Origin of the sequence: Nitrospira sp. NS4 (assembly GCF_049546785.1) — a bacterium.
Classification (GTDB): domain Bacteria; phylum Nitrospirota; class Nitrospiria; order Nitrospirales; family Nitrospiraceae; genus Nitrospira_D.
Genome location: NZ_JBMWAN010000002.1, coordinates 561,311 through 586,455, shown reverse-complemented (window position 1 = coordinate 586,455; position 25,145 = coordinate 561,311). Strand labels below are relative to the sequence as shown.

Annotated in this window: 17 protein-coding genes; 10 read left to right on the top strand and 7 right to left on the bottom strand. The window is 62.1% G+C overall.

Annotated elements, in window-relative coordinates:
* Positions 1-1,698, bottom strand: a complete 1,698-nt coding sequence (locus ACO9S2_RS07370; RefSeq protein WP_423721308.1) for a SulP family inorganic anion transporter — start codon at positions 1,696-1,698, stop codon at positions 1-3.
* Positions 1,699-2,249: 551 nt separating this feature from the next.
* Here ACO9S2_RS07370 and ACO9S2_RS07365 point away from each other — a divergent pair.
* A complete protein-coding gene (locus tag ACO9S2_RS07365) occupies positions 2,250-2,459 on the top strand; it encodes a hypothetical protein (protein ID WP_423721307.1) in 210 nt (69 codons plus the stop codon).
* A 359-nt stretch (positions 2,460-2,818) separates the two neighbouring features.
* Positions 2,819-5,656, top strand: coding sequence for a tetratricopeptide repeat protein (locus tag ACO9S2_RS07360; protein WP_423721306.1), 2,838 nt, complete (start codon positions 2,819-2,821; stop codon positions 5,654-5,656).
* Between the two features lie 460 nt (positions 5,657-6,116).
* Here the strand turns inward: ACO9S2_RS07360 and ACO9S2_RS07355 are convergent, their stop codons facing one another.
* Complete coding sequence (locus tag ACO9S2_RS07355; protein ID WP_423721305.1) at positions 6,117-7,499, bottom strand: cytochrome P450; 1,383 nt, start codon at positions 7,497-7,499, stop codon at positions 6,117-6,119.
* 243 nt (positions 7,500-7,742) lie between these two features.
* Here ACO9S2_RS07355 and ACO9S2_RS07350 point away from each other — a divergent pair, with 243 nt between their 5' ends.
* The 6 genes from ACO9S2_RS07350 to ACO9S2_RS07325 all read left to right on the top strand — a co-directional run bounded on the left by ACO9S2_RS07350 (position 7,743) and on the right by ACO9S2_RS07325 (position 13,064).
* Positions 7,743-8,543, top strand: a complete 801-nt coding sequence (locus ACO9S2_RS07350; protein WP_423721304.1) for a hypothetical protein — start codon at positions 7,743-7,745, stop codon at positions 8,541-8,543.
* Between the two features lie 286 nt (positions 8,544-8,829).
* Complete coding sequence (murJ, locus tag ACO9S2_RS07345) at positions 8,830-10,446, top strand: murein biosynthesis integral membrane protein MurJ (RefSeq protein ID WP_423721303.1); 1,617 nt, start codon at positions 8,830-8,832, stop codon at positions 10,444-10,446.
* 5 nt (positions 10,447-10,451) lie between these two features.
* On the top strand, positions 10,452-10,991 hold the full coding sequence (locus tag ACO9S2_RS07340) for a methylated-DNA--[protein]-cysteine S-methyltransferase (protein ID WP_423721302.1): 540 nt from the start codon (positions 10,452-10,454) through the stop codon (positions 10,989-10,991).
* 3 nt (positions 10,992-10,994) lie between these two features.
* On the top strand, positions 10,995-11,450 hold the full coding sequence (gene dtd / locus ACO9S2_RS07335; RefSeq protein ID WP_423721301.1) for a D-aminoacyl-tRNA deacylase: 456 nt from the start codon (positions 10,995-10,997) through the stop codon (positions 11,448-11,450).
* Positions 11,451-11,568: 118 nt separating this feature from the next.
* A complete protein-coding gene (locus ACO9S2_RS07330; RefSeq protein WP_423721300.1) occupies positions 11,569-12,135 on the top strand; it encodes a hypothetical protein in 567 nt (188 codons plus the stop codon).
* Positions 12,132-13,064 (top strand): isoaspartyl peptidase/L-asparaginase family protein, encoded by a 933-nt coding sequence (locus ACO9S2_RS07325; protein WP_423721299.1) that lies wholly within the window; start codon positions 12,132-12,134, stop codon positions 13,062-13,064. Before ACO9S2_RS07330 ends, ACO9S2_RS07325 begins: the two co-directional genes overlap by 4 nt.
* A 29-nt stretch (positions 13,065-13,093) precedes the next feature.
* Here the strand turns inward: ACO9S2_RS07325 and mtgA are convergent, their stop codons facing one another.
* Positions 13,094-13,828 carry a monofunctional biosynthetic peptidoglycan transglycosylase gene (mtgA, locus tag ACO9S2_RS07320; protein ID WP_423721298.1) on the bottom strand — a complete coding sequence of 245 codons (735 nt, stop codon included), beginning with the start codon at positions 13,826-13,828 and terminating at the stop codon, positions 13,094-13,096.
* Positions 13,829-13,913: 85 nt separating this feature from the next.
* Between mtgA and yihA the strand changes: the two genes are divergently transcribed.
* Complete coding sequence (gene yihA, locus ACO9S2_RS07315) at positions 13,914-14,516, top strand: ribosome biogenesis GTP-binding protein YihA/YsxC (protein ID WP_423721297.1); 603 nt, start codon at positions 13,914-13,916, stop codon at positions 14,514-14,516.
* On the opposite strand, the gene ACO9S2_RS07310 is transcribed toward yihA, so the two are convergent.
* From ACO9S2_RS07310 to rfaE2, 4 genes are all read right to left on the bottom strand, one after another.
* Positions 14,506-15,465 carry a peptidylprolyl isomerase gene (locus ACO9S2_RS07310; protein ID WP_423721296.1) on the bottom strand — a complete coding sequence of 320 codons (960 nt, stop codon included), beginning with the start codon at positions 15,463-15,465 and terminating at the stop codon, positions 14,506-14,508. The genes yihA and ACO9S2_RS07310 overlap by 11 nt on opposite strands.
* Positions 15,466-15,553: 88 nt before the next feature.
* On the bottom strand, positions 15,554-16,453 hold the full coding sequence (locus tag ACO9S2_RS07305; protein ID WP_423721295.1) for a peptidylprolyl isomerase: 900 nt from the start codon (positions 16,451-16,453) through the stop codon (positions 15,554-15,556).
* A gap of 31 nt (positions 16,454-16,484) precedes the next feature.
* Entirely contained in the window at positions 16,485-19,940 is a 3,456-nt protein-coding gene (mfd, locus tag ACO9S2_RS07300) for a transcription-repair coupling factor (RefSeq protein ID WP_423721294.1), read from the bottom strand.
* A gap of 3 nt (positions 19,941-19,943) precedes the next feature.
* On the bottom strand, positions 19,944-20,426 hold the full coding sequence (rfaE2, locus tag ACO9S2_RS07295; RefSeq protein ID WP_423721293.1) for a D-glycero-beta-D-manno-heptose 1-phosphate adenylyltransferase: 483 nt from the start codon (positions 20,424-20,426) through the stop codon (positions 19,944-19,946).
* A 219-nt stretch (positions 20,427-20,645) separates the two neighbouring features.
* Between rfaE2 and ACO9S2_RS07290 the strand changes: the two genes are divergently transcribed.
* Positions 20,646-25,055 (top strand): PAS domain S-box protein, encoded by a 4,410-nt coding sequence (locus ACO9S2_RS07290; RefSeq protein ID WP_423721292.1) that lies wholly within the window; start codon positions 20,646-20,648, stop codon positions 25,053-25,055.
* Positions 25,056-25,145: the final 90 nt, after the last annotated feature.

The window sequence follows — 25,145 nt, the reverse complement described above, 5'->3', positions numbered from 1 at the left end:
TTATGATCGTCTCACGCGATGGAGGAAGGCCTCGCTCGCCGTGTTGAGCGTCGGGAAGATGGAATCGGACCCGATGCGTTCAAGTGCGCCGGCGTTTTCGAGTACGGTGCGCACATCACGGCGTACGTTGGCCAAGCCGAAGCGAAGGCCCCTTGCGGCCAGTTCTCCGGCGAGAGATTCGAGCGTTTCCGCCCCGGTGATGTCCACCAGGTTGATCGTGCTTCCATCCACAATGACCCATTCGATGCCGGCCTGGCTTGCGACAAGCTCCAGTACCCGCTTTTTGAAGTAGCCCGCATTGAAAAACATGATCCCGGACCTGAACCGGTAGACCAGAAGGCCGGGATGGGTGGCGGCCTTTGGGTGGTCGGCCACGTCGTGCCATCCTCTCATTCCCGGCACATGGGCCAACACAGCATCCGGCGGTCGCGACGCGCGCGTGAGCACAAGGAGCAACGCGCTCCCCACCGCCAGAAGAATGCCCTGCAGCAAATCCAGCCAGATGACCCCGACCGTCGTGAAAAGGGACAAGACGCACTCCGCCCGGTTCACACGCCACATCTTGCGGAGCGCGGCCACATCGAAGAGTCCGACGGCCGCATAGATCAGCACCGCGCCCAACGCCGCCACCGGCAGATACCGCAGAGGCCCGGTCAGGAAGAACAGCGCCGCTGCCATCGTGGCGGCCGCGATCAGCCCGACCATCTGCGTTTTGCCGCCCATGGCATCGTTGACGGCCGTTCTCGAATCGGCTCCGGTTACGGCGAACCCCTCCGACAAACCGGAGGCGATCTGACAGGCGCCCAGCGCGATGAACTCCTGGTCGGCGTCGATGTCGTAGCGATTCCGTTCGGCAAAGCTCCGCGCCGTCACCATCCCGCTGCTGAAACTCACGAGGGCCACGCTCAACGCGCCGCCGAGAAGGAGTTTCAGGCTGTCCGCATCGAAGCGGGGCCAGCTCAGGCTCGGCAGTCCTGCCGGCAACTCGCCGACAACCGCCACGCCCCTGTCTTCCAGGCCGAGGCCATAGACCAGCGCCACGGCTGCGACGGTGGCCAGCAACGGCGCCGGCGCACGAGGCGACCAGCGTTTGCTGCCCATGATGACCGCGAGGGTCGTCAATCCCACGGCCAGCGTCGGCAGATGGGTTTGATGCAGCTTTCCGGCAAGCTCGATGAGCATCTGGATGATGCCGCGCGACTGCATGGCGAAGCCGACCACTTTGCCGACCTGGCCGACAAAGATGCTGATGGCCACGCCGTTCAGATACCCGACCAGGATCGGTTTGGCGAGAAAGTCGGCCAGGAAGCCGAGTCGGAAGACCCCCGCCGCGATGCACACCAGCCCGGTCAAGACCGCCAGCGCCATGGAGAGTGACCGGAGGGTGCCGGAGTCGCCGCCGGCGAGCGGCAGCACGGTGGCGGCAAAGATGGCGCAGGTGGCCGCGTCGGGATTCACGATCAGCTGGCGCGAAGTCCCGAACAGCGCATACGCCACGAGCGGAAGAATGGCCGCATACAGCCCCACGACCGGCTCGAAGCCAATGAGTTGCGCGTAGGCAATCGCCGTGGGAATCGCCACGGCGGCAACCGAGAGGCCAGCCACGAGATCGACGTGGAGCCATTCCCGCCGGTAGTCCAGCAGTTGCCGAAGCCCGGGCGCAAACCGGCCAATCAGCGCATTGCGGTTGTTCTCCACTGGCGTTCGCCTCTCAGACATTTCTTGTTGAGCGGCTCTAGGATAGGTCAACTCCCTTGAGAAATCGACCAGCTTTATTGCTGTTCCGTATGATGATGTTGACCCAGGTGAATCGGGTGTACTCGAAGCGACTATTCATGGGGAGATGCGGCGGTCGTAAAACGGTCGTATAGCAGAGCGATTGTCCGCTTATCCCCTTTTACTCAATATCGCGCCATTATCAGATCTGAAGCTGTCGAAGTTCCGATACACAACCTGTGAACCATCATTGGTGTTGACGATGTCGAAATGCGCCCAAATCAAATCCCGGCTTAAGCAGCGAGCCTGTGTTGCCCTTGAACGTTGATTTCCCCGAAACGTCCGGCTCGAGAGACGCCCTGCCGTTGTCCGCATCCATGTCTGAATCGAGCGCACCAACGGCCTCCGCGCAAGCAGGCACAGGCTGATACTGAGAGCCGAGTGGGCCTTTGCACAACATGCGGTCTCGCAGACGCGCGAGCGCACGGGCGTGCTGATCATGCTGTCAATTGTGGAGAAGCAGATCCTATGTCTTGCCGGATCGTTCGCTAACGGGGCTGGTGTCGGATGAACGATGGAGGCAGGTGGTCCAAGCGGCCGTCGAGCGTTTGCAGCGCGGCGACATTGCCGAAGGGCTTTTCCATGCCATCGCCGCTTGCGGAGTTGTCCTTGCCGAAGCCTGCCCAGGCAGCTCCGGCGACAACCCCAACGAATTGCCGGATGAACCGATTCAGGAAGGATAGGAAGATTTGATCATCGTCCAGAAAAGCCGCAAGAATTCCGCTTCTCATACCATCGAAATTCAAGCTGGCCCAAAATAGTTTGCTGGTGTTCCTGAATCAGGTGGCTGGTGGACAGTGATTTGTATCCATAGGCCCCCGTGTTGCTGAGACGGGGGCGCATCGGGCGGCGCGCCGTCCGGTCTCTCTAAGGCCAACCGGCGCGACACCTCCCCACGCCAATACTGTTCAAAATGTTATCCATTACCCTCTCGATTTTCGCTAATGTCTCGCGTATCTTCTTCCTCGTGGAAGACCGCTATTCGCATCCCGCTCTTTTCGTCTAAAGGACCATCCTCTGGAGTTCCCCCACGTGTGACAACATGTCGGAAACCAACCAACCTCTTATTTTTATCTCATACGCCCATGAGGACAACCAGGGGGATATGCCCAGTAAGCGATGGCTGGATCGACTATCTCAACATCTCGAGCCCCTTATTCTTCAAAAACATATCGTAGTCTGGTCTGACCCGGCGCTAGAATCCGGTGACGAGTGGGAGAGCCAAATCCGCACACGACTTGAGCAGGCGACTGCTGCGGTCTTGTTAGTAAGTAAGGCCTTCCTGGCCTCCAGGTATATTCGCAACAGCGAATTGCCCGTGCTGCTCATGAACGCCAAGGATCGAGGCACGGTGATCATCCCCATCATCATCAGCCCCTGCCTCTTTCGGGAAACCTACTTCAAATACCCAGATCCGTCACAGGGACCTCATCAGCTCTCACTCTCGGCCCTGCAATCAGCCAATTCGCCCGAGGACCCGCTGAATGCGCTTACAGAGCCGGAACAGGATCTGGTCTTTCTCGCAGTCGCACAGCGCCTTCTTAAGCTTACGAGTAGTACCCTGTCCAACCGCCAAGAGCTCTCGGCTCCACCCCAGAAGTCTGTCTCTTCAACCGCAATGATCGGAAATCTTCCTCGGCGCAATCTGTTCTTTACGGGCCGCGAGGAGATTTGCCAGGAACTTAAGGTGGCCCTCTCCTCGGAACAGACGGTGGTTCTTAAAGGCCTTGGTGGGATTGGCAAGACCGACACCGCCGCCGAGTATGTGTACCAGCATGGATACGCGTACGAACGGGTATTCTGGGTCAGCGCAGAATCACGTGACACCCTTATCTCTGACCTCAGCGCTATCGCCTTACAGCTTAAACTTCCCAGCGCGGTAGGTAGGGACCAACTGGAAATTGTGCGCGGGGTTTTGCACTGGCTGGACACGCACCGAAACTGGCTGCTGGTGTTCGATAATGCCGATGACCTCGCAGTCACAACGGAATTTCTTCCTCGATCACGCAACGGACATGTTCTGGTCACCTCACGCGCCCACGCGACCGGGTTTCTCGGTCCCTGTATCCAGCTGAAGACGCTCAGCCCGGAACAAGGCGCTCGACTCCTACTGCGCCGAGCCCAACGCCTCAAGTCTAATGCAAACCTTGATGCGATACCTGAAAGCGTACGGCGGGACGCCTTACAGATTGCTGAAATCCTGGAAGGCCTCCCATTGGCACTAGACCAGGCCGGCGCTTTCCTTGAAGAAACTGGTTCGTCCCCAGCCGAATACCTCCGCCTCTATCAGACCGAACGCATGCGGCTCCTGGACCAACGAGGTGGAGATTTGCCTCAGCACCCCTCGGTCTTTGTGACATTCTCGCTCGCTTGTACCAGAACGATCAGCTGTCATCCTGCAGCCGAGGCTCTTTTTCGGCTGAGCGCGTTCTTGGCCCCGGAAGCCATCCCGGAGGACCTCTTCACCGGGGGGATCGTTTCTTTGGAAGAGCCACTCAGCCGCGTGGTCGGACAGCCACTGGAATTCGCCAACCTCTTCAAAGAGGTCGGGCGATGGTCGCTCATTCACCGCGATCCGCAGCAGCGATCCTTTAGCCTCCATCGGTTGGTACAGGCCGTGATCCAAGACATGATGGATAAGGAGACGCAACGGGTGTGGGCAGAGAAGGTAGTTCTTCTAGTCAACGAATGCTTACCACACCTCACCGTCGATTCCTGGCCCCGGTATGAGCAATTGATCCCCCATGCTCTGGCTTGCGCGACCGCCATAGAGCGATGGGAAATAGCAACCGAAAAGGCCGCGCACCTGCTAAACCAGGCTGGAGTATATCTCTCAAAGCGTGCTCGATACATTGAGGCCAAGCCGCTCTATCAACGCGCTCTCGCGATCCGGGAACAGGTGCTCGGTCCCGAGCATCCCGACACCGCCGCCAGTCTCAATGACCTCGCTAGCCTCTACGGCAGCCAAGGGCGATACGCCGAAGCCGAGCCGCTCTATCAACGCGCTCTCGCGATCCGGGAACAGGTGCTCGGTCCCGAGCATCCCGACACCGCCGCCAGTCTCAATAACCTCGCCAGCCTCTACCGCAGCCAAGGGAGGTATGCCGAGGCCGAACCGCTCTATCAGCGCGCCCTCGCGATCCGGGAACAGGTGCTCGGTCCCGAGCATCCCGACACAGCCGCCAGTCTCAATGACCTCGCTAGCCTCTACGGCAGCCAAGGGCGATACGCCGAAGCCGAGCCGCTCTATCAACGCGCTCTCGCGATCCGGGAACAGGTGCTCGGTCCCGAGCATCCCGACACCGCCACCAGTCTCAATGGCCTCGCCGGCCTTTACGAGAGCCAAGGGAGGTATGTCGAGGCCGAACCGCTCTATCAACGAACCCTCTTCATCAGCGAAAGAGTGCTCGGTCCCGAGCATCCCGACACCGCCGCCAGTCTCAATAACCTCGCCAGCCTCTACCGCAGCCAAGGGAGGTATGCCGAGGCCGAACCGCTCTATCAGCGCGCCCTCGCCATATGGGAGCGAGTCCTTGGGCCCGAGCATCCCCACACCGCCGCCAGTCTCAATAACCTCGCCAGCCTTTACGAGAGCCAAGGGAGGTATGCCGAAGCCGAGTCGCTCCATCGGCGCGCCCTCGCGATCTGCGAGCAGGTGCTTGGGCCCGAGCATCCCCACACCGCCATCAGTCTCAGTAATCTCGCTGGACTTTACAACTACCAAGGGAGGCATGCCGAAGCCAAGTCGCTCTATCTGCGCACCCTCGCTATCCAATTGCGAGTGTTTGGCCTCGAACATCCCCGCACCATCAGCCTTCTACAGAAGCTTTTGGGCTTCAAGGTTGATCGTAAGAAAAGAGGGCATGAGGGAGGAACCTGAGAGTAGCGAGAACGGTTTTCTGCCTCGTATCAAATCACAAGAATAGACTTACAAAGGTCTCAAGGTTTCGGTTCAGTACCAATTTTCCTCTTTCTATTGGGGCGACCAGAACTCGATCGAGATAGAAAATGCGGGTCGCAAAATGGTCGTATGGCAGAGCGATTTGCCGCTCATTCGCTCCCACTCAACCGCACCCCTTGTCATAGGGTAAGTCTTAGGCTTCGTGGTGAAAAGTCTGTGAAAGTTGCGTCAGGTTTGAGTGTGCTGATCAATCGCAAATCAAGTCCCGCCTTTGGCACCACGTGCGCCTTGCATCACGAAGAAAGTTAATCGCTTGCTCTAGAATGCTGATCGCCCGGAAACCTCCGGTTCCACAGACGCCCTGCCATTGTGCCGCTAGAATCTGTCTCCGCGACTGAGTCGAGCACCTCCGCACAAGCAGGCATGAGCGAACAGCCTGTTAGGTGCCGGTCATCTCCGGCGCGTGCCGCGGCTGCAGCACCATGCGGATACCGCCTTTCGGCCGCAAGGTCACTATGAGTTCAGGCTCGACGCTCTCCTGGGCCAGTCGCAGATCATAGCGGCGGCCGATCAGCGCCAGGAGCAGCGGCCCTTCCACCGTCGCGAAGTGCGTCCCCACGCAGGCCCGAGGCCCCGCGCCGAACGGCAGGTAGGCGCATCGGGCAGCCGGCCGTTCGCCGTCCAGCCAGCGCTCCGGCATAAACCGCTCGGGGTCGCGCCAATAGGCTGGATGCCTGTGAATATTGTATGCGCCGACGAGAACGATCGCGCCGGCCGGCAGTGACAGCCCGCCGACGGTGGCGCGGGTCGCCGCCTTCCGCTGGACGGCCGGGGCCGGCGGATACAGACGGAGCGCTTCATCGAACACCGCGCGTGTGTACGGGAGGTGTTGAAGATCGTCGGCGTTCGGGGTCCTCCCTTGGAGGACCCGGTCCACTTCCTCGTGAAACCGTGCTTTCGCCTCCGGATGGGTAGCGAGGAGGTACCACGTCCAGGCGAGTGCATTCGCGGTGGTCTCATGTCCGGCCGCGAAGATCGTCAGCGCTTCGTCCCGCAGCTCCAGATCGCTCAGCCCGGCGCCGGTCTCCTCATCGCGAGCCTGGAGCAGCAGATCGAGGAGATCGTCATGTTTCGCGCCGCTTCGGCGCCGCTCGGCGATCAATCCATAGATCAGCCCGTCCATAAACTGCATGACTGCACGAAATTCACGGTTGCGCGCGGTCGGTACCCACAGGGGCGGGCGTAGCGGATTGTGAAACGAGTCGAACGCGTACTTCAGGCTCACGCGCAGGGCATGGTTGATCTGATCGATATGGTGCGCCACGCTGGTGGTGAACATCGTTTGGGCGATCACTTCCAGGGCCAGCTGCATCATTTCGGCGGCGATGTCGACCGGCTGTCCCGCGTGATCCGCCCAGCCGGCGAGCCGCTGCTCGCCCACCTGCGCCATCCGGTCGGCCATCGCGGCCATGCGAGAGCGGTGAAAGACCGGCTGGATGATGCGCCGGTGTCGCTTCCAGACCTCGCCCGAGCTGGTCACCAACCCATTGCCCAGGACGAGCGCGAGGCCGACCGGCCGCCGAGGGTCGTACACTTTCACGAACCGGTCGGATTGCTGGACCAGAATCTCCTCGGCCAGCTCCGGATGACTGAAGAGATAGAGGGTCTTGGGACCGAGCCTGAAGCGGAGCGCATCGCCGTGCCGACGCCACCATGCCGACATCGTCTCCAACGGGCGCCCCTTGAACGCACGCAGGTGGCCGAGCAGGGGCACGCCGCCGGGAACATCGACAAGTGTGAAGGACTGAACCGGGTTCGGCATGATCGGCGGACCCTATCACACTCTGTCACCGGCCTCAAAATAACGTAGGACCATCTTTGCGAGGGACGATGCCAGCTCAATTGGGCGCAGCGAGAGCCGGACAACCATCCTCGATCAACCAATCTCGCTCTCTCAACCCCATTCTTGGCTTGAGCACCAAAGGCGCGGGCCTTGGAATCTTAAGAGTCTGGATACTTCCGCTTCCCTGGACGCCCCTCGATACTTCCGCTAGAATCCGCGTTCATGTCTGGTCCGATCGCATCTGCGCCATCAGCACAGACCGAGACCCGTGAGCAGCGCCGGGTGGTCGAAGCCGGGTTGATCGGTGCGGCGACGTTCTCCAGCCGTGTAGTCGCCCTCATCCTGGCGATCTGCCTGGCCTCGCCCTCTCTAGCGGTGCTTTCCGCTTCAGAAGACCATCCCGGTACAGACCATCATTCAATCACCGAACTACGCCCCATTGAAAAGATCGAGTACTCCGAGTTTAACCATCACGGGGCGGGTGCCGCTCTTTTCATCCTCGCACTGATCGCATTGGCAATGGAGCTCGGCGGGATCCTGAACCGTGGTCTGCGTGTCACCCGGTGGTTGTGGTCTGCGGCATGGCTGCTACTTGGCGCTTTCCTCTTCGTTCGAAGCGATCCGGATAATTGGCCATGGGGCCCTATCGGGTTCGTCGAGACCTTCACCGATGCCGAGACGCTCCAACATAAACTTTTCGCTGCCGTAGCCGTCGCCATCGGGATTGCCGAAGGCTCACCGGTTGCAGGCAGCCGGAGCGGGGACCGTCATGGCTCGCTCCGGGGTCTCACCTTCCCCATTCTTTGCATCGCCTCAGGTCTGCTGTTGGCGCTTCATTCCTTCGTTCATGCCCATATGCCGCGGGTCTATTGGCAGCACCTTGCTTTTGCCGTCATGGGCATTCTTGTGGGAACCGCCAAACTGCTGCGCGAGCGCGGTGGTGGAAACCGCCTTAGCCCTCTGGTGTGGCCCACGCTCCTTATGCTCTTCGCCGGCCTGCTCCTGTTGTACACAGAGCGTTAATGCAACAGGAAGCTGCCATGCGGGCGAGTTCCAGACGGGCTCGGTAATCAGCATTGAACGGTGTTCAGGATGCTTTTTGCCCTCGTCGCAGGATTCAGGCAACGCCGTGTTGTCCCGCCACGATGGCTGGTGACCCAGCGTCTCTCTGTGAGAGAATGTTGTCGGCTGCCGCCTTAATTGATTTGGGCCGGAAGCTTTCAAGCGAGTGTTGCCTCTTGAACATTGATTGCCCGGAAACTCGTGGTTCGATAGACGCCCTGCCGTGGTTCCGCTAGAATCCGCATCCATGTCCGAATCGAGCGCACCAACGGTCTCCGCGCAAGCAGGCACAAGCGAGCAGCATTCGGTGGTGAAAGCCGCCGGGCTGATCGGCCTCGGCACCTTTGCCAGCCGCATCCTCGGCTTCATCCGGGACATGGTACTGGCTCGCCTGTTCGGGGCCACGGCGGCGGCCGATGCGTTTTATGTCGCCTTCCGCATCCCTAGCCTGTTGCGAGAACTCTTTGCCGAGGGCTCGATGTCGTCGGCCTTTATTCCGGTCTTCACCGAGTACCATACGTTGCGCAGCAAGCGCGAAGCCTGGGAGTTGGCGAGCGCGGTCTTCACCACCTTGCTGACGATCGTCACCTTCGTGACGATGCTGGGGATCCTGGCCGCGCCCTGGCTGGTGTGGCTGCTGGCGCCGGGATTTCATGCCGATGCGAACAAGCTGGCGCTGGCGACTCTGTTGACGCGGGTGATGTTTCCGTATCTGCTGTTCATCAGCCTCGCAGCCTTGGCCATGGGAATTCTGAACTCCGTCCGCGCTTTTGCCGCGCCGGCCTTCTCGCCCTTGTTCCTCAATGTCTTCATCATCGGAGGCGCGCTGTTTCTTTCTCCCTATGTGACGGAGCCGATACTTGGCGTGGCCGTCGGCGTCGTGGCGGGGGGCGCGGCGCAGTTCGCGATGCAGGTGCCGGGGCTAAAGCTCCGCGGCCTCCTCTTCGGCATGCGCTTCGAGCCCGGCCATCCCGGCGTGCGCCGCATCGGCCAGCTCATGGTGCCGTCGCTCTTGGGGCTGTCGGTCACGCAGGTGAATTTGACGGTGAGCACGATTCTCGCCTCGTTCTTCGCGGGAGGCCCCACCTATCTGTTTTACGGGATGCGGCTTATTCAGTTTCCTCTCGGAATCTTCGGTGTCGCTTTGGCGACGGCGATTCTTCCCACGCTCTCGGCCCAGGCCGCGCGGGGTGCGCTCGATGAATTGCGCACGACGTTCGGGTTCGGCCTCCGAATGATCCTCTTCATCATCCTGCCGGCGATGGTCGGGCTGATTCTGCTCCGCACGCCGATCGTGCACCTGTTCTTTGAGCATGGCACGTTCACCGCCCACGACACGGCGGAGACTGCCCTGGCGGTCTTGTGCTATGCCGTGGGGCTCTGGGCGTTCGGCGGGGTGCGGATCATCGTCGCGGCCTTCTATTCGCTGCAAGATACGAAGCTGCCCGCCATCTCCGCGGCGATCGCGGTGGCGGCGAACATCGTCTTCTCGCTCGCGTTGATGCCGGTCCTGGGCGCGGCGGGGTTAGCACTGGCGACGGCCTTGGCTGCGATGGTGAACGGCGGTATCCTAGTCGTGGTACTGAATCGGCGGATCGGGGGCGTGGAGTGGCGGTCGGTCGGTCTCTCCTTGGGCCGGGCGCTGGTGGCCTGTCTCCCGCTGGTGGCGGCCTGTTGGTGGGTGGCCGATGCGGAGGTCTGGTCCAGACCCGATGAATGGATCGCCAAGACCGTGATGCTGATCGTAGCCATCGGCTTGAGTGTGAGCGGGTATCTCGGCGTTCACGCGCTATTGAAGTCGGAAGAATTGGATGTGGTGTGGGGCATGGCGAAACGGAAACTTGGGCGAGTGGCACGAGGCTAGGGGCGATGGGGAAGAGAGAAGAGAGACGCGCGATTCTGTTTCAGTCCCCTTGGGGCTGGATGGGTATTTCCGAGACGGACAAAGGCCTCGACGGGATTGCGCTGCCGAAGAAATCGAAGCGGGCGGTGGAAGCCTCGTTGCGCAGGCAGTCCACTGAGCCCTTCGTGAGCGAGGCGACGGCCCGACTGAAGGCCGCGCAGCAGCAACTGATCGAATATCTGGAGGGAACACGGCAGAAGTTCGAGCTTCCGCTCGATCTGTCCGGCGGCACGGCCTTTCAGCGCAAGGTGTGGCGGACGCTGTTGAATGTGCCTTATGCCAGGCTCCGCTCCTATCAATGGGTGGCCGCGCGCGTGGGTGGGCCGCAGTATGCCCGTGCGGTCGGCAATGCGGTGGGAGCCAATCCGCTGCCGATCGTGGTTCCCTGCCATCGGATCGTGGCGCAGGATGCCTCGCTGGGGGGGTTCTCCGGCGGCTTGCCGACGAAGCGCAGACTCCTCACGCTCGAAGGCACGCTGGCGCAACTGCAACGCGGACGGACGTGATCGATGAAGGCCGTTCTCCAGCGGGTCACGAGCGCCTCGGTTGAGGTGGACGGGAGAGTCGTCGGGCGGATCGCGACGGGATTGCTGGTGCTCTTGGGCGTGGCCAAGGGCGATGGGGAGGCGGATTGTCGCTATCTTGTCGAGAAGCTCAGGACCTTCCGGATCTTTTCGGATGAGCAGGGGAAGATGAATCGGTCGCTGGTTGATGTGGGCGGCTCGGTCCTGCTCGTGTCGCAATTTACCTTGCTGGGCCGCACGATGAACGGGCGCCGCCCCAGTTTCGACGAGGCCGCGCCTCCCGATGAAGCCAAGCGCCTCTACGAACAGGTCGCGGCGGACCTGCGGGCGTTCGGGACGCCGGTCGAAACCGGCGTGTTTGCCGCCCATATGCAGGTGTCACTCGTGAACGACGGGCCGGTCACGTTCGTGCTCGACAGCCGGGATCGGCCGTCGTCGTAAGCGAGGCTCAAGTCTGGGGACCGGGAACCGATAGGACAAACAAGAAGACCGAATTCGGCGCTGCGTGCGGATTTGGTATACTGCGGCAGGTGTCTTTGAATGTTGTAAGAGGTGGCGCATGGGAACAAGCGTATCTCCGCAGCATCCTCTCCGTCAGTTCTTCGGGGCGCTCACGGAGCGCAGTTTTACGGAACATCTCGGCTGGCCCGATCTCAATGTGACCAGCTACGTGTCCAATCTCCTCGTCGATTTCACCTCCACCGATCAGCTCTATAAGATACGAGATCGACAGGAGAAGCCGGTCGAGACGGTCGTGGATCTGCTGTATGAATCCGAAGTCCTGCTCGACGCCCAGTCGCTCGAACGCGAACGCGACGTGCACCGGCATATCGGCGATTTCACGCTGTTCATGGCCGGGCTCTTTCCGGAGTATTTACGCCGCCTGAAATCGGCGGGCTTGATCTATCACAAGGACTTTCTCGTGGATTACGTGAAGGCCGGCAAACGCTCCTACGGTATCGTGGCCCAGATCGGCGATCACGGGGCCGAGATCGATCCGCCCCTGTTCCGCAAGCTCTCGGAGAATTTCGAGCTCTGCGTCACCGGGTTGGGATTTGTCCGGTCCGACCTGGACCGGATGCAGGATCCCGCCTATCAACGAGCCAGGGATTTGTTGCTCAATTGAAGCCCGCCCGTCCTCTTCTTCTTGCCCACGGCGGCGCCGGCCTTCGCCGGATGACCGCTGCCCAGGCAGATTGCCTCACTGCGGCGTTGCAGATCGGCTACCACTGGCTCGATCGCGGGGCCCCTGCGCTCACCGCCGTCGAACAGACCATTCGCGTCTTGGAGCAGAGCGGACTCTTCAATGCCGGCAGAGGCTCGCACGTGCAGCTCGACGGCGTGCGGCGGATGGATGCGTCGATCATGGAAGGACGGGAACTGCTGGCCGGCGCGGTGGCGTCGATCGAGGGAATCGTCCATCCGATTTCGGCGGCCCGGCTGGTGATGGAGCAGACCCATCATGTGTTGCTGGTCGGGAAACCGGCCTCCGCTTTTGCAAAACACTTCCGGTTGGAACGGCAACCACGGCGACCAGCAGGTCACGTTCTGCGCAAGACGACAATGACGCGGGTCTTGTCGCCGAAGACCCTGCAGCTCTATCGCGCGATGACCTCTGGCGGTCTGGCGTTGCGCGAGCGCGCCGGGAAAGAGACGGTCGGTGCAGTGGCGCTCGATCGAACCGGGACTGTCGCTGCCGGGGCCTCCACCGGGGGCGTCGATCTGATGCTGCCGGGGCGGGTGGGCGACACGCCGATCATCGGTTGCGGCGTCTATGCCGACAATGAGAGCGGCGCCGTGTCGATGACCGGGCTGGGGGAAGGGATCGTCCGGATTGCCGTCGCGAAGGAGATCTGCGATCGGCTGGAGCGAGGCACGAGTCCGGCCATGGCAGCCCGCGCGGTGCTGCGTAAGCTGGTCACGAGAATCGACGGAGCCGCCGGGGCACTGGTCCTGTCGCCTGACGGCCGCTTCACTATCAGCCATGTGACGCCCCGCATGGCGGCGGGCTGGTGGGATGGAAAGGGTAAGCCGGTTGTGAAAGACCGTTTTTGACAGACTCCTCGTCCGTTCCGTTTAAATCCTCAACGCCCCGAAGAGATTGTCGGAATCTTGTTCATGCTCCTCAAAATGCGCAGGTGTCGTTTGGTCAGCGAGGTCGTCTTGCGGAGGGGATCGTAGCGGCGGGGTGACGGCAGGATCGCCGCCAGCCAGGCCGCTTCCTCTTGTGTCAGCTCCTGCGCCGATTTGGCGAAATGATGGCGGGCCGCCGCTTCCGCTCCATACACTCCGTTTCCCCATTCGGCGACGTTGAGATAGAGTTCAAGAATCCGCTCTTTGGTCAGATGGTGTTCCAGGGAGCGCGTAATCAGGGCCTCGCGCGCTTTCCGGAGCATCGACCGCTCAGCAGACAAGTAGAGGTTTTTCGCCAGTTGCTGGGTGATGGTACTGCCGCCCCGCTTCATCTCTCCGGCTTCGAGATTGTGAATCGCCGCGTCCTTGATGCCTTCCCAATCGAATCCTTCGTGGATGAAGAACGAGGCATCCTCGGCCGCGATCACGGCATGTTGCAGGTGAGGGGAAATGCGCGCGAGCGGCACCCATGACCATCGGCGTGGCATCTGGCGGTGCTCCGCACGGCTCATCTCCTGGCGATGTTCCATCAGCGCCGTCGGGCCGGGATTCGCTGTGGCGAGGACCGAGACATCCGGGAGCGTCAGCAGCCAGGTGAAGGCGAGCAGGCTTATCGGAATTCCGATCAGCAAGATTACCCACGCCAGGAGGCGCGTAAAGGTCCGGCGTCTGGTTGACTTGGGCATAGGGGGGTGTTTCTAGGGCGTTGTTCTGTTAGTGTGTACAACGATATGAGGCGGAATCCTTCGGCCTTCCACGTATGAGACGACCATGAAAATCCTCTCCGCCGAGTTTATCAAAAGTTGCGTGGCCCCAGAACATTTTCCTCAGGGCGACATACCCGAGATCGCCATCGTCGGGCGATCGAACGTCGGGAAGTCCTCCCTGATCAATTCCCTGCTGCATCGGAAGGGTTTGGCCAAAGTCAGCCGGACGCCGGGGAAAACCAGAGCCGTCAATCTGTTTCTGATCACGACCTCGGATCCCGGGCTGGCGAAGTTTTACCTGGTGGATCTGCCGGGGTACGGTTTCGCGCGGGTCTCCAAGTCGGTCCGCGCCGAATGGGGGCCGCTGATCGATTCCTACCTCACGGAACAACCCTCGTTGCTCGGCGTGGTACAGCTGGTCGAAAGCCGGGTGGTGACCGAACAGGATCGTCAGACGGTCGCCTGGCTGCGCTCCATCGGGCGCGAGCCGCTGGTCGTGGCCACGAAAGTCGACAAGCTCAAGCCAAGCGAGCGGGTCCGCACCCTGCGCGAGACGCATCGCGAGCTTCAGCTGCCGGAGGGCCAGATGCTTATTCCCTATTCGATCATGACCGGGGAGGGGCGGGATCATCTGTGGGGCAGCTTGCGGGACTTGGTCAAAACTTGATTTCGATGTAGGCTTTGTTTTTCAGGTTGACCAGCCAGGACTGGAAGACATCCTCGCTTTTCTGCTGAAACACCAGCCCCTGAATTTCAAACTTCACTTCCTCGAAGGGCCGGAACTGCTTGGGGGTTCGTTCATCGACGCGGACGATGTGAAAGCCCTCGGCGGTTTCCACGATGTCGGAGATGCCGCCCGGTACGAGCGGCGCAATCGCCCGTTCGATCGCGGGCATCAGTTCTCCCTGCCGCACGAGTCCGAGCCGCCCGCCCCGCGAGGCGTTCGGTCCGTCCGAGTAACGCACCGCGACATCCTCGAATTTCTCTCCGCGCTTGAGATCCGCCAGGGCGATGCGGGCTTTCTCCAGCGCTTCGGCCGTGCCGTCGGCCGGGCGGGGACGAATCAGAATCTGGCTCAGCGTGTATTCTTCGGGGAGGGCGAAGCGTGTCTGGTGTTCCTTGTAGTAGCGCTTCATTTCCGCCTCGCCCACCATCACGTTGTTGCGGACTTCTCGGTCGACCACTCTGAGGAGGGTCAGCTGGTCCCGGACGTTTCTGAAGGTGAAGGGATCGGTCTCGTCAACCTGTTCCCCCTGCTGCTTCATCTGCTGGAGGGCCTGTTTGACCTCTTGATCCGATACATCCACCCCCTTGTTTTTCGCTTCCTGGAGCTGCAAACGCCGCTCGATCATCTTGGTCAGGGCCATGTATTCGGCCATCTTGAGCCGCTGCGCCAATTCGTCTCCCTGGTGCTGTTTCCTGAGGCGTTCCTGCTCAGGAGCCAGCTCACGTTTGACGTCCGACAGCATGATGAGATCGGAGTTTACGACGGCGACGATCCGGTCCTCGAGGTGCGGTGCCGACAAGACGGGGGGCGCCGGTGTCAGCCAGAGGAGGCCGAGCAGGCCCGAGAGGGGGAACAGGCAGCTTCTCCGGAGCCAACGAATGTGACGCACGACACCCTTCTCCTCAGCGAGGCGCAGATGAGCAATCGACCGATTGTACACGAAACCGACAGGTGTTGAGGAGTGGCGAAGGCGGGCGTTAGGGGGTGCCCGTGTCTTCGGTGATGTAGCGGGAGCCTTCGGCGAGGCGCACCGTGGCTTTTGCGCGGATATCGGAGATGACTTCTTCGAACCGTTTGCGCCGTTTGTCGGCCAGCAGTTCCTGGCGGAGGCGTTCGCGTGTGGCGAAATCCGCCTGGATCGTTTCCGGGGCGAGCGGGCTGACCATTACCAGGTAATAACCTGCGTCGGTCTTGATCGGATCGCTGACCACGCCGGGCTTCAGCGTTTGGACCACGGTATCGACGTCCGGGTCGAGCGCGCTTTTCCGGTACGGACCCAGGTCGCCGCCTTTCGCTTTGGTCTTCTCGTCGAGAGAATAGCGTTGCGCGAACCGGGCGAAATCGGTTCCGTTGTCGATTTGCTTCTTCAAATCCTTGGCGGCGGGCAGGTTCGCCAACAGCATCTGGGACACTTGGACTTTCAGCGGCGCAAGCAGTTCATCGGCATGCTTGTCGTAATAGGCCGTGAGTTCGGCCGGTGTCAGTTCCACTTTTTCGCGGAGCCGTTCTTTCAGGAGCTCGTCGAGAATGAGCTGTTCTTTGTAGCGCTGCGTGCGATCGCGAATGGCGTCGTTCTGGTCCAGGCCCTGGCGCCGGGCTTCCTGCATCAGCAGTTCGCGCGTGATCAATTCGTCGAGGAAGCGGCGCTTGCCCCCCTCCTTGTTGTACCGGGCGCGCGTGGCCTCGGAGAGCTCGTTCCAACGGATGTCAAACTCGGCCTGCGTAATCATGCGCCCGTTCACCAGGGCCAGCACCGCCTCTTCCTGCGGCGGCGTGCAGCCGGCCAGGAGCCACACCAGGCTGCCGAGCAGAGCGGCAAGGCCGACCGACACGTGCCTGACGGGGATGTGAGGAGTGTTCGCGGGGCTCGGTGTCATCGTGCGGGGGATTGCGCCTTTCTCGTCGGTGTCATGTGGTGGATTTGTTGGTATCACAGTGTCCGAGGCTTTGCAAGGTTGTGTTGAGTTCTGCAAAGGTCGCAGGCCAGTCGTCATGCGGCATCTGGATCTCGAAGGAGACGGGTGAGATGAATCGCAGTCGTTTCTTGAGCCGATCCATCAGGCCGTGGATGGCGGACTCGGAGATCGAAGCTTTGGGGCTCAAGGTGATGATGGCCGATTGATGGGTCACGTCGATGGCGCTGAGCCTGAGTAGCTTTGCCAGGACGCGCAGCTGCATGATTTCCAGCAGCCGTTCGACCGGTTCCGGCGGTAATCCATACCGGTCCTGGATTTCCCCGTGCAGCAGCGCGAGCTCTCCCACCTGGGTGCAGGCGCTGAGTCGCTTGTAGAACGAGAGGCGCTGGTGCGGGTCCTCGACGTAGGTTTCCGGAATAAAGGCCGAGACCGGCACCCGCAGGGTCGGATCGGGCTCTTCCTCCACGACGTGGCCCTTGAGCCGCTGGACGGCCTGCTCGACCATGGTCATGTAGAGATCGAGCCCGATGGCCGCAATGTGCCCGGACTGCGCTTTGCCGAGCAGGTTGCCGGCGCCGCGGATTTCGAGATCCGCCGCGGCGATCCGGAACCCGGACCCGAGTTCCGTGAACTGTTGAATGGCCGTCAACCGTTTCTGCGCGTCGTCCGACAGCCTTCCTTCGTCGGGGATCAGCAGATAGGCATAGGCCTGTTCGCCGCCGCGCCCGACCCGCCCGCGCAATTGATAGAGCTGGGCCAAGCCGAACGTGTCGGCGCGGTTGACGATGATCGTATTGGCGGTGGGGACGTCGATGCCTGATTGGATAATGGCTGACGCGATCAGCACGTCGGCTTCGTGTTTGACGAATTTCAGCATGATCGCTTCGAGCAGCGTCGGGTCCATCTGTCCGTGGGCCATGACCATGCGGGCCTCCGGGATCAGCTGCTGCAGCCACGCGCCGGTCGCCGGCATCGTCTCCACGCGGTTGTGGATGAAGTAGACCTGGCCGCCACGGCCCAGCTCGCGGAGGATCGCGTCGCGGATCGCCTTGTCGTTCGACTTGATGACCGTGGTGCGGATGGCGAGCCGGCCGGCCGGCGGCGTGTCGATGATCGAGAGGTCCCGCACGCTCGACATGGCCATCTGCAGCGTGCGCGGGATCGGCGTCGCGGTCAGCGTCAGCACGTCGACCTGCGTGCGCAACTGCTTCAGCCGCTCCTTGTGCTTGACGCCGAACCATTGCTCCTCGTCGATGATGACGAGGCCGAGGTTCCTGAAGACGACGTTTTTCTGCAGGAGGCGGTGGGTGCCGATCACGACATCGATGACGCCGGAGGCGACCTCCTTCAGGATCGTTTTGGAATCCTTCGGCGACTGCATGCGGGAGAGAACCGCGACCTTGGCGGGAAACGGCGCGAACCGCTCCGCGAAGTTCTCGTAATGCTGATGGGCGAGGAGCGTCGTGGGCACCAGCACGGCCACCTGGCGTCCGCTCTCGACCGCCTTGAAGGCCGCGCGCATGGCCACTTCCGTCTTGCCGTAGCCGACGTCGCCGCAGACGAGCCGATCCATCGGTTTGGGCGACTCCAAGTCCCGCAGGATGTCCTTGATGGCGGTCAACTGATCCGGCGTCTCTTCATATTCGAATGCCGCTTCGAACTCGTGATACAGCATGCTGGCGCTGCCGTAGCCGTCCCGCTTGACCAGTTCGCGGTTGGCGTAGAGGTCGATGAGATCCTGCGCCATTTCCTCGATATCTTTTTTGACGCGGGCCGTCGTCTTGGCCCAACTGGTGCCGCCGAGCCGGTCGAGCCGGGGGACATGCCCCTCGGCGCCGCTGTAGCGTTGCACCTGGCTGAGGCGGTCCAGCGGCACATACAGCGTGTCGCTGCCGGCAAATTCCAGGATCAGGAAATCGCTTTCGAAGTCCTGTACAGTCAGCCGCTTCAGGCCGAGATACCGGGCGATGCCGTGCTGCACATGGACGACGTAGTCGCCCACGTTGAGGTCTTCGAGCGACGAGAGAAACGTGGCCGTCTTGCTCTTGGGCTGCGGCTTATGCCGGGCGCCTTTCGCAAAAAGCTCTTCTTCCGTGAGCAGGGCAAGACGGAGATCGCCGGAGAGCCAGCCGGCCGACAGTTCGCCCTGCACGACGGCAAACGGGGGTTTTCCCGCCTCTGTTCGCGGCCAGGCGGAGGGCTGCCACTCCACGGCCGGGAGATCGTGTTCGCGGAACAAGGCGAGCAGCCGTTCGACCTGGCCGTGGCTGCGCGCGATCAGGATGACACGGTGGCCGTCGCGCAGTTGGTTCAGGATGGTCAAGGTCTGGCTGAAGGGGGTGCCGCGGACACCCAATCCCGCGGCGGCCGGAGTCTGGGCCGGAAAAGGACATACCGGTTCCCAGGAGTCGTCCGCCGGTGTCAGCGGCTCCAACGCCAGGGTCGGCCAGCCGGCCGACAAAATTTCGATCTCGTCCCAGGCCATGAACAGACGATCGGGGGACGGGTAGGGGTTGGCGGCGTCCCGTTCACCGTGGCGCAGATACCCGTCGTCGATCTTCTCCCGGAGATCGGCGCAGGCGGCTTGCAAGGCATCAGGCCGGTCGAGGATCAGTACCGGCTCCGCCGAAAGATAGTCGAAGAGCGTGCCCATCTGCGGATACAGGTCCGGAGAGCGCCATTCGGCATCGGGGGGAACCGGGGCGCAGGCGTCGGGATGATCGGCCGGGCGCAGGTATTCCCGGGCCGGCAGAATCCAGGCCTCGTCCAATTTGCTCACCGAGGTCTGTGTGGCGGCGTCGAACAAGCGGATCGCCTCGACCGTGTCGCCCAGAAATTCGACGCGGAGCGGGTCGGCATAGGCCGTCGAAAAAATATCCACCAGCCCGCCGCGGATGCTGAACTCGCCGGGAATCTCCACGACCGACACGCGCCGGTAGCCCAGGCGCAGGAGTCCGCTGGTGAGCGCCTCCCGCTCGATGGTGCCGTTGCGTGTGAGCTGCAGGGTGGCTTGCGTCCAGGCGTCTACCGGGAGCAGTCGCTGGATTAAGGCGGCGACCGATGTGACCAGGATGGTGCCCGGCGTGGTGCGCACGCGATGGAGGGTCTGCATGCGGCGGGCGACCAGGCCGATGTGGGGCGCCGTCGCTTCGTAGGGGAGTGTTTCCCATTGGGGAAACAATGTCACCCGGTCGGCCGGCGCGCCGATCAGCTGATGACAAAACCGGAGATCCGCAAACAGCCGCTCGGCGGCGTCGTTGTCCGCGGTCACGATCAGCCAGGGGGTGGCCCGGCGTGCCGCCATCGCCGGCGCGTTGGCAAGAAAAGTGAGGACGAAGGCGCCCGTCGATCCATGGAGCCCCGTCACACAGGGGCGTGCCGACGCGCGGCCGAGCGCGGACACCAGCGGGGCGATCCATTCATTTGCGGGGGGTGATGTGCGTGACACGGATTACGCGTGGGTTGAGCGAATACGGTGAATCAAGGCGGTCGTCGAGTGACCGGGGACCAACGGGATCGTGGTCACCAGACCTCCCCGCGCCTCCACAATGTCGCGGCCGACGATGCGATCCGGAGGCCAGTCGCCGCCCTTGACCAGGATGTCCGGTTGGACGGCGGCGATCAGCGCGCGGGGATCGGGTTCGGGAAACAGGACGACGAAATCGACACACCCCAACGCCGCCAGGACTTCGGCACGTTGGGCCTCCGGCACGATCGGGCGCTCGGGAGCCTTCTCCAGGCTCCTGACCGAGGCGTCGCTGTTCACCCCGACGATCAAGAGGTCGCCCAGGGCTCTGGCGGCCTGGAGATAGCGGGTGTGGCCGATGTGCATGAGATCGAAACACCCGTTGGTAAAGACGATTTTGGCTCCTCCCGCGCGGAGAGCCGGCAGCCGGCTGACCAGTTGTTCGCGTGTCACTATCTTGTGTGGCATGGGGCCATCATACCTGGCCGCTCTTCCCATGGGAAGCGGCACGTTTTGGTGTGGCCCGGCCGGCACAATTTCCCATCGCGTTTCTTAAGTTTCTGAAAAATCAGCCCGATAAAGAAGAGGCCCGAAGACAGGGCACGGGGCTGCGCAGGGAATGGCGTGCCTCTCCGTAGTCCGGCCGGAGGCCCGGGGTGTCAGGCAGATACAAGCAGAAGGGAGCCCATGGTGTCAGGGCCTGATGCGGCGGCACAAGCCGGAGGACAATGGTCAAGGCTGAGCTACCGCCGGCAATTCACATTGATCGGGCTGATCACGCTTGCCACCGTGGTGGCTGCCACGGTCAGCTTTACCTGGCTGCAACGGCAGATGGTCGCCGCCTCCGGTGAGACGATTGCCATCATGGCGGCGGAAATCGCCGCGAAGCTCGATATTCTCCTCAACGAGCGAGCGGGCGACATTCAGATCCTCTCGGAAACCATGGGGATGAGCGGGGGCACCTCCTCCTCCAGACAGCATATCCTGCAAGCATTTCATCAGGCCTATCCTCTCTATTCGTGGATCGGGGTGACCGATGCCACGGGCCGCATTACAGAGGCGACGGATCCTTCGACGCGAGGACTCGACGTCCACGCGGAGGATTGGTTCCGGGCGGCGGAGCAGGGAGGAAATTCCTATATCGGCGATATCGGGACCGACGAGGTGAGTGACGGGCTCGAGGCCATCTCCTTCACGGCTCCGATTGTGGACCATCGGACCGATGCCGGGCAGCGTCACTTCCGTGGGGTGGTGTCCACCCGGGTGGGGGCCGGACGGCTGGAACATTTGGTCACGGACGCGATCCGGCTGTTTCAAAAGCGCACCTCCTTCTTTCATACGGTCGAATATCAGGTGATGCGGAACGACGGGACCGTCTTTCTCGATTCGGACGCGTTCCATACAGGCGATGTGAATTTAGCCACGAGCGGGCTGCCGTCGGTCCGCTATGCGCAGTCAGGGGAGTCGGGGTTCGTCGAAGAAGAGCATCTGCGACGTGGGGTGCCGATGCTCACGGGGTATGCCCGCACGCATGCACGGACCGACGCGAACGGGCCGGGGTGGACGGTGCTCTTGCGTGTGGAGCGTTCGGAAGTGGTGGCGCCGGTCCGGAACTTTTTGTGGACGGTGGGGGCGGCCGGTGTGCTGATTGTCATGCCGCTGATCGGACTGTTGGTCAGGGCCACCAGCCGGGCTCAGACGGAGTGGCAGGAAGCCCAGGACGAGCGGATACACTCGCGTGAGAAGGAACGACGGTTGCACGCGATCCTCGAAGCCGAACCTGCGGGGGTGTTGGTCGCGGGCATCGACCGGCGCGTGTTGCAGGTGAATCCTGCAGGGTGCGCGCTATTCGATGCGGGGGTTCCCGAGGCGATTGTCGGACGCGATATTGCGGACTTCGTGCATGAGGATGATCGCGAGCGGTACGAAGATGCGCATGCGGCGGCGCTGCAGGGGCAGAGCGTGCTGTGCAAATGCCGGTTCACGGGGCTCCTGGGGCAGTCGCGCTGGTTTGAAATGACCGCGGTCCCCTTGCCGGGAGAAGGAGAGGCGCCGCTTTCCGTGCTCAGCGTCATTCGCGATATCACGGAGCAGAAAAGGGCGGAGTGTCGCCAGGCACTGCAGCATGCGGTCGCCAAAGTCCTCGCGGAGGCGTCGACGGTGGAGCACGCGCTTCCGGATCTTCTGCGGGTGATTGCGGCCGGTCTGGAATGGGAGGTGGGCGTATTCTGGCAGGTCGATGACCGGACACGATCGTTGACCTGTGTGCAGGCCTGGGGCGCGCATCCGGGTCCGGTGCAGGAGTTTCTGGCGGCCAGCCGTCGGGAGGTGTTCGCTTCAGGGATCGGGTTTCCCGGCCGCTGTTGGGCGCGGGGGGAACCGATCTGGGAAGCGGATGTGACACAGGATCGGGAGTTCATCCGGGCCGCCGCCGCGGCGCTCAACCACATCCACGCGGGCTGCGCCTTTCCGGTCTGGTTGCGCGCGAGCGTCTTCGGCATCATGGAGTTCTTCAGCCGGGAGAGCCTTCCCCGCGATCCCGATCTGTTGCGCACGCTCGGCACCATCGGCAGTCAGATCGGATTGTTTCTCGAACGCGCCGAGGCGGAAGCCGCCTTACGGGAGAATGAAAGCCGGACGCGGCTGATCATCGATACGGCGCTCGACGCGGTGGTGACGATGGATCAAGACGGGTCCATTACCGAATGGAATGCCCAGGCAGAACAGCTCTTCGGCTGGCCGGCGCATGAGGCCATCGGGCGGGATCTGGCGGACACGATTATCCCGGAATCCATGCGATCGGCGCACCGGGAGGGAATGAGCCGGTATTTCCGGACGGGCGAAACCAGGATTCTGGGACAGCTGGTGGAATTCCAGGCCCAGCATCGCGACGGCCGGTCCTTTTCCGTCGAAGTCTCGATTGCGCCGCTGCGGTTGGCTGAGACGGTCGTGTTCAGCGCGTTCATCCGCGACATTTCGCTCCGCAAGGAGTCGGAACAAGCGCTATCGTCCTATGCGCAGAAGCTGGAGCGGAGCAACCACGATTTGGACGAAGCCCTCGCCCGGGCCCGCGCCGCGACCGAGGCCAAATCGGCGTTCCTGGCGACGATGAGCCATGAGATACGGACACCGATGAACGGCGTGATCGGCATGACGGAGCTGCTGCTCGAGACCGAGCTCACGGCCGAGCAACGCGAGTATGCGGAGGCGGTTCGCAACTGCGGCGACCATCTGCTGACGATCATCAACGAAATCCTGGATTTCTCGAAGATCGAAGCGGGCAAGATGAGTCTGGAACTCATCGACTTTGATCTGCGCCATACGGTCGAGGATTCCCTCGACTTGCTGAGCGAACGGGCCTCCTCCAAACATCTGAACCTTGCCTGTCTCTTTCATGCGGAGGTGCCGAGCGCCGTCCGGGGCGATCCGGGCCGCCTGCGACAGGTGCTGACCAATCTGGTGGGCAATGCGATCAAGTTCACGGAGAAGGGCGATGTCGTGATTCAAGTGAGTCTTGTGTCCCGGCAAGGGAGCGCCGTCGTGGTCCGGTTCGACATCACCGACACCGGCATCGGTCTTTCGGAGGAGCAACAGGCCAGGCTGTTTCAAGCCTTCAGCCAGGCCGACGGGTCGACGACGCGGAAATACGGCGGCACCGGATTGGGGCTGGCGATCTGCAAGCGGCTCGTGGAGATCATGGGCGGCGAGATCGGCGTCACGAGTCAACCGGGATCGGGGAGCACCTTTTGGTTCACGGTGCGGGTTGACCAGCTTCCCGTCCAGCCCGGTATGCCGGCCGGCGAGGGAGCAACCCTGCAGGGGGTGCGGGTCTTGATTGTCGATGACAGGCCGATCAACTGCCGGATCCTGGATCTCTTGATGAAGAAGTGGGGGCTGATTCCCACCGTGATGAGTGACAGCGCCGCGGCCCTTGAGCATGTGCAGAAGCAGAGCCGGACCGGGACAGGATACGATCTGGCGATTCTTGATTTCGATCTGGCCCGGCTCAATGGCCTGCAACTGGCGCGAGCCATCGTCAGGACCGTGGCCTCGCCGCCGGGCATCGTGCTGTTAACGTCGGTGGGCCGGCGGGGAGACGCGAAAAGCGCCAAGGAGATGGGGGTATCGGCCTATCTGACCAAGCCGATCCGGGAGAGCCAGCTCCATCGCTGCCTCTTACTGGTGCTGGACCAGCACCGTCACGCCGTCGCAGGGGGGGCGTCGCCGGCAGGGCAGGATCTCGTGACGCGGCACACCCTCGCAGAGGCGAGCGGGTCACCGGGGATGAAGATTCTCCTGGCCGAAGACAACGTCATTAATCAAAAAGTGGCGGTACGGATGTTCGAACGGCTTGGCTATCGCGTGGATGTGGTGGCCAACGGGTTGGACGTGATCAAGGCTTTGTCCCGCATCCCCTATGACATGGTCTTCATGGATTGTCAGATGCCGGAGATGGACGGCTATCAGGCCACGCGTGAAATCCGCATGTTGGAGGCGCGAGGCCGAAGGCAGGAGGGCACGGATTCGGAGACCCCTGTCTTCCCGTACCCCTCTCGCCGCATCCCCATCATCGCCATGACGGCCAATGTGATGCAGGGCGATCGTGAAGAGTGTCTTCAGGCGGGGATGGACGACTATCTGTCCAAGCCGGTCACGACCGAGGCGTTGGCTGCGGTGTTTGAACGATGGCACCGGACCGGACCCATGATCCCGCCGCCGGCAGAGACGCTCCCGTCCGGAGCCGTCTTCCCGAGCGATCCCCTCGTCCTCGGCGGGCTGCACATGTTGAGCGAAGACGATGATCCGGGATTCCTGGGGAGACTCATCCGTCATTTCCTCGCGGACACGCCCACCCGGTTGAGCACGATCGGGATGGCGTCCCGTCAGGGACGGGCCGAGGATGTCCGGCGGATGGCGCACAGCCTCAAGATAAGCGCCGCTCATCTTGGGGCGGCCGGCATGGCAAGAGTCTGTGAGCGGATTTCTCTTTCGGCGGCCAAAGATCCGGAGGCGGTACCGGCACTCCTGAGGGAACTGGATCTGGAATTCCAGCGAGCGCGGCGACAGATGGAGGAAGATCCCGGGGAGGCTGCGTAAGGCCGATCTTCCAGCGGCTGCAAGGAGTCTTATCCGATGGGGCGGTAATCCTCTGTCGGCGGCCCGCCACGACGCAATTCCGGCCCTGAG

What these genes read in the sequence shown, in the direction of transcription:
- ACO9S2_RS07360 (WP_423721306.1), top strand. Translation starts at nt 2,819, where the DNA reads ATGTCGGAAACCAACCAACCTCTTATTTTTATCTCATACGCCCATGAG.
- ACO9S2_RS07355 (WP_423721305.1), bottom strand. Translation starts at nt 7,499, where the DNA reads ATGCCGAACCCGGTTCAGTCCTTCACACTTGTCGATGTTCCCGGCGGC.
- ACO9S2_RS07350 (WP_423721304.1), top strand. Translation starts at nt 7,743, where the DNA reads ATGTCTGGTCCGATCGCATCTGCGCCATCAGCACAGACCGAGACCCGT.
- murJ (WP_423721303.1), top strand. Translation starts at nt 8,830, where the DNA reads ATGTCCGAATCGAGCGCACCAACGGTCTCCGCGCAAGCAGGCACAAGC.
- ACO9S2_RS07340 (WP_423721302.1), top strand. Translation starts at nt 10,452, where the DNA reads ATGGGGAAGAGAGAAGAGAGACGCGCGATTCTGTTTCAGTCCCCTTGG.
- dtd (WP_423721301.1), top strand. Translation starts at nt 10,995, where the DNA reads ATGAAGGCCGTTCTCCAGCGGGTCACGAGCGCCTCGGTTGAGGTGGAC.
- ACO9S2_RS07330 (WP_423721300.1), top strand. Translation starts at nt 11,569, where the DNA reads ATGGGAACAAGCGTATCTCCGCAGCATCCTCTCCGTCAGTTCTTCGGG.
- mtgA (WP_423721298.1), bottom strand. Translation starts at nt 13,828, where the DNA reads ATGCCCAAGTCAACCAGACGCCGGACCTTTACGCGCCTCCTGGCGTGG.
- yihA (WP_423721297.1), top strand. Translation starts at nt 13,914, where the DNA reads ATGAAAATCCTCTCCGCCGAGTTTATCAAAAGTTGCGTGGCCCCAGAA.
- ACO9S2_RS07305 (WP_423721295.1), bottom strand. Translation starts at nt 16,453, where the DNA reads ATGACACCGAGCCCCGCGAACACTCCTCACATCCCCGTCAGGCACGTG.
- rfaE2 (WP_423721293.1), bottom strand. Translation starts at nt 20,426, where the DNA reads ATGCCACACAAGATAGTGACACGCGAACAACTGGTCAGCCGGCTGCCG.
- ACO9S2_RS07290 (WP_423721292.1), top strand. Translation starts at nt 20,646, where the DNA reads ATGGTGTCAGGGCCTGATGCGGCGGCACAAGCCGGAGGACAATGGTCA.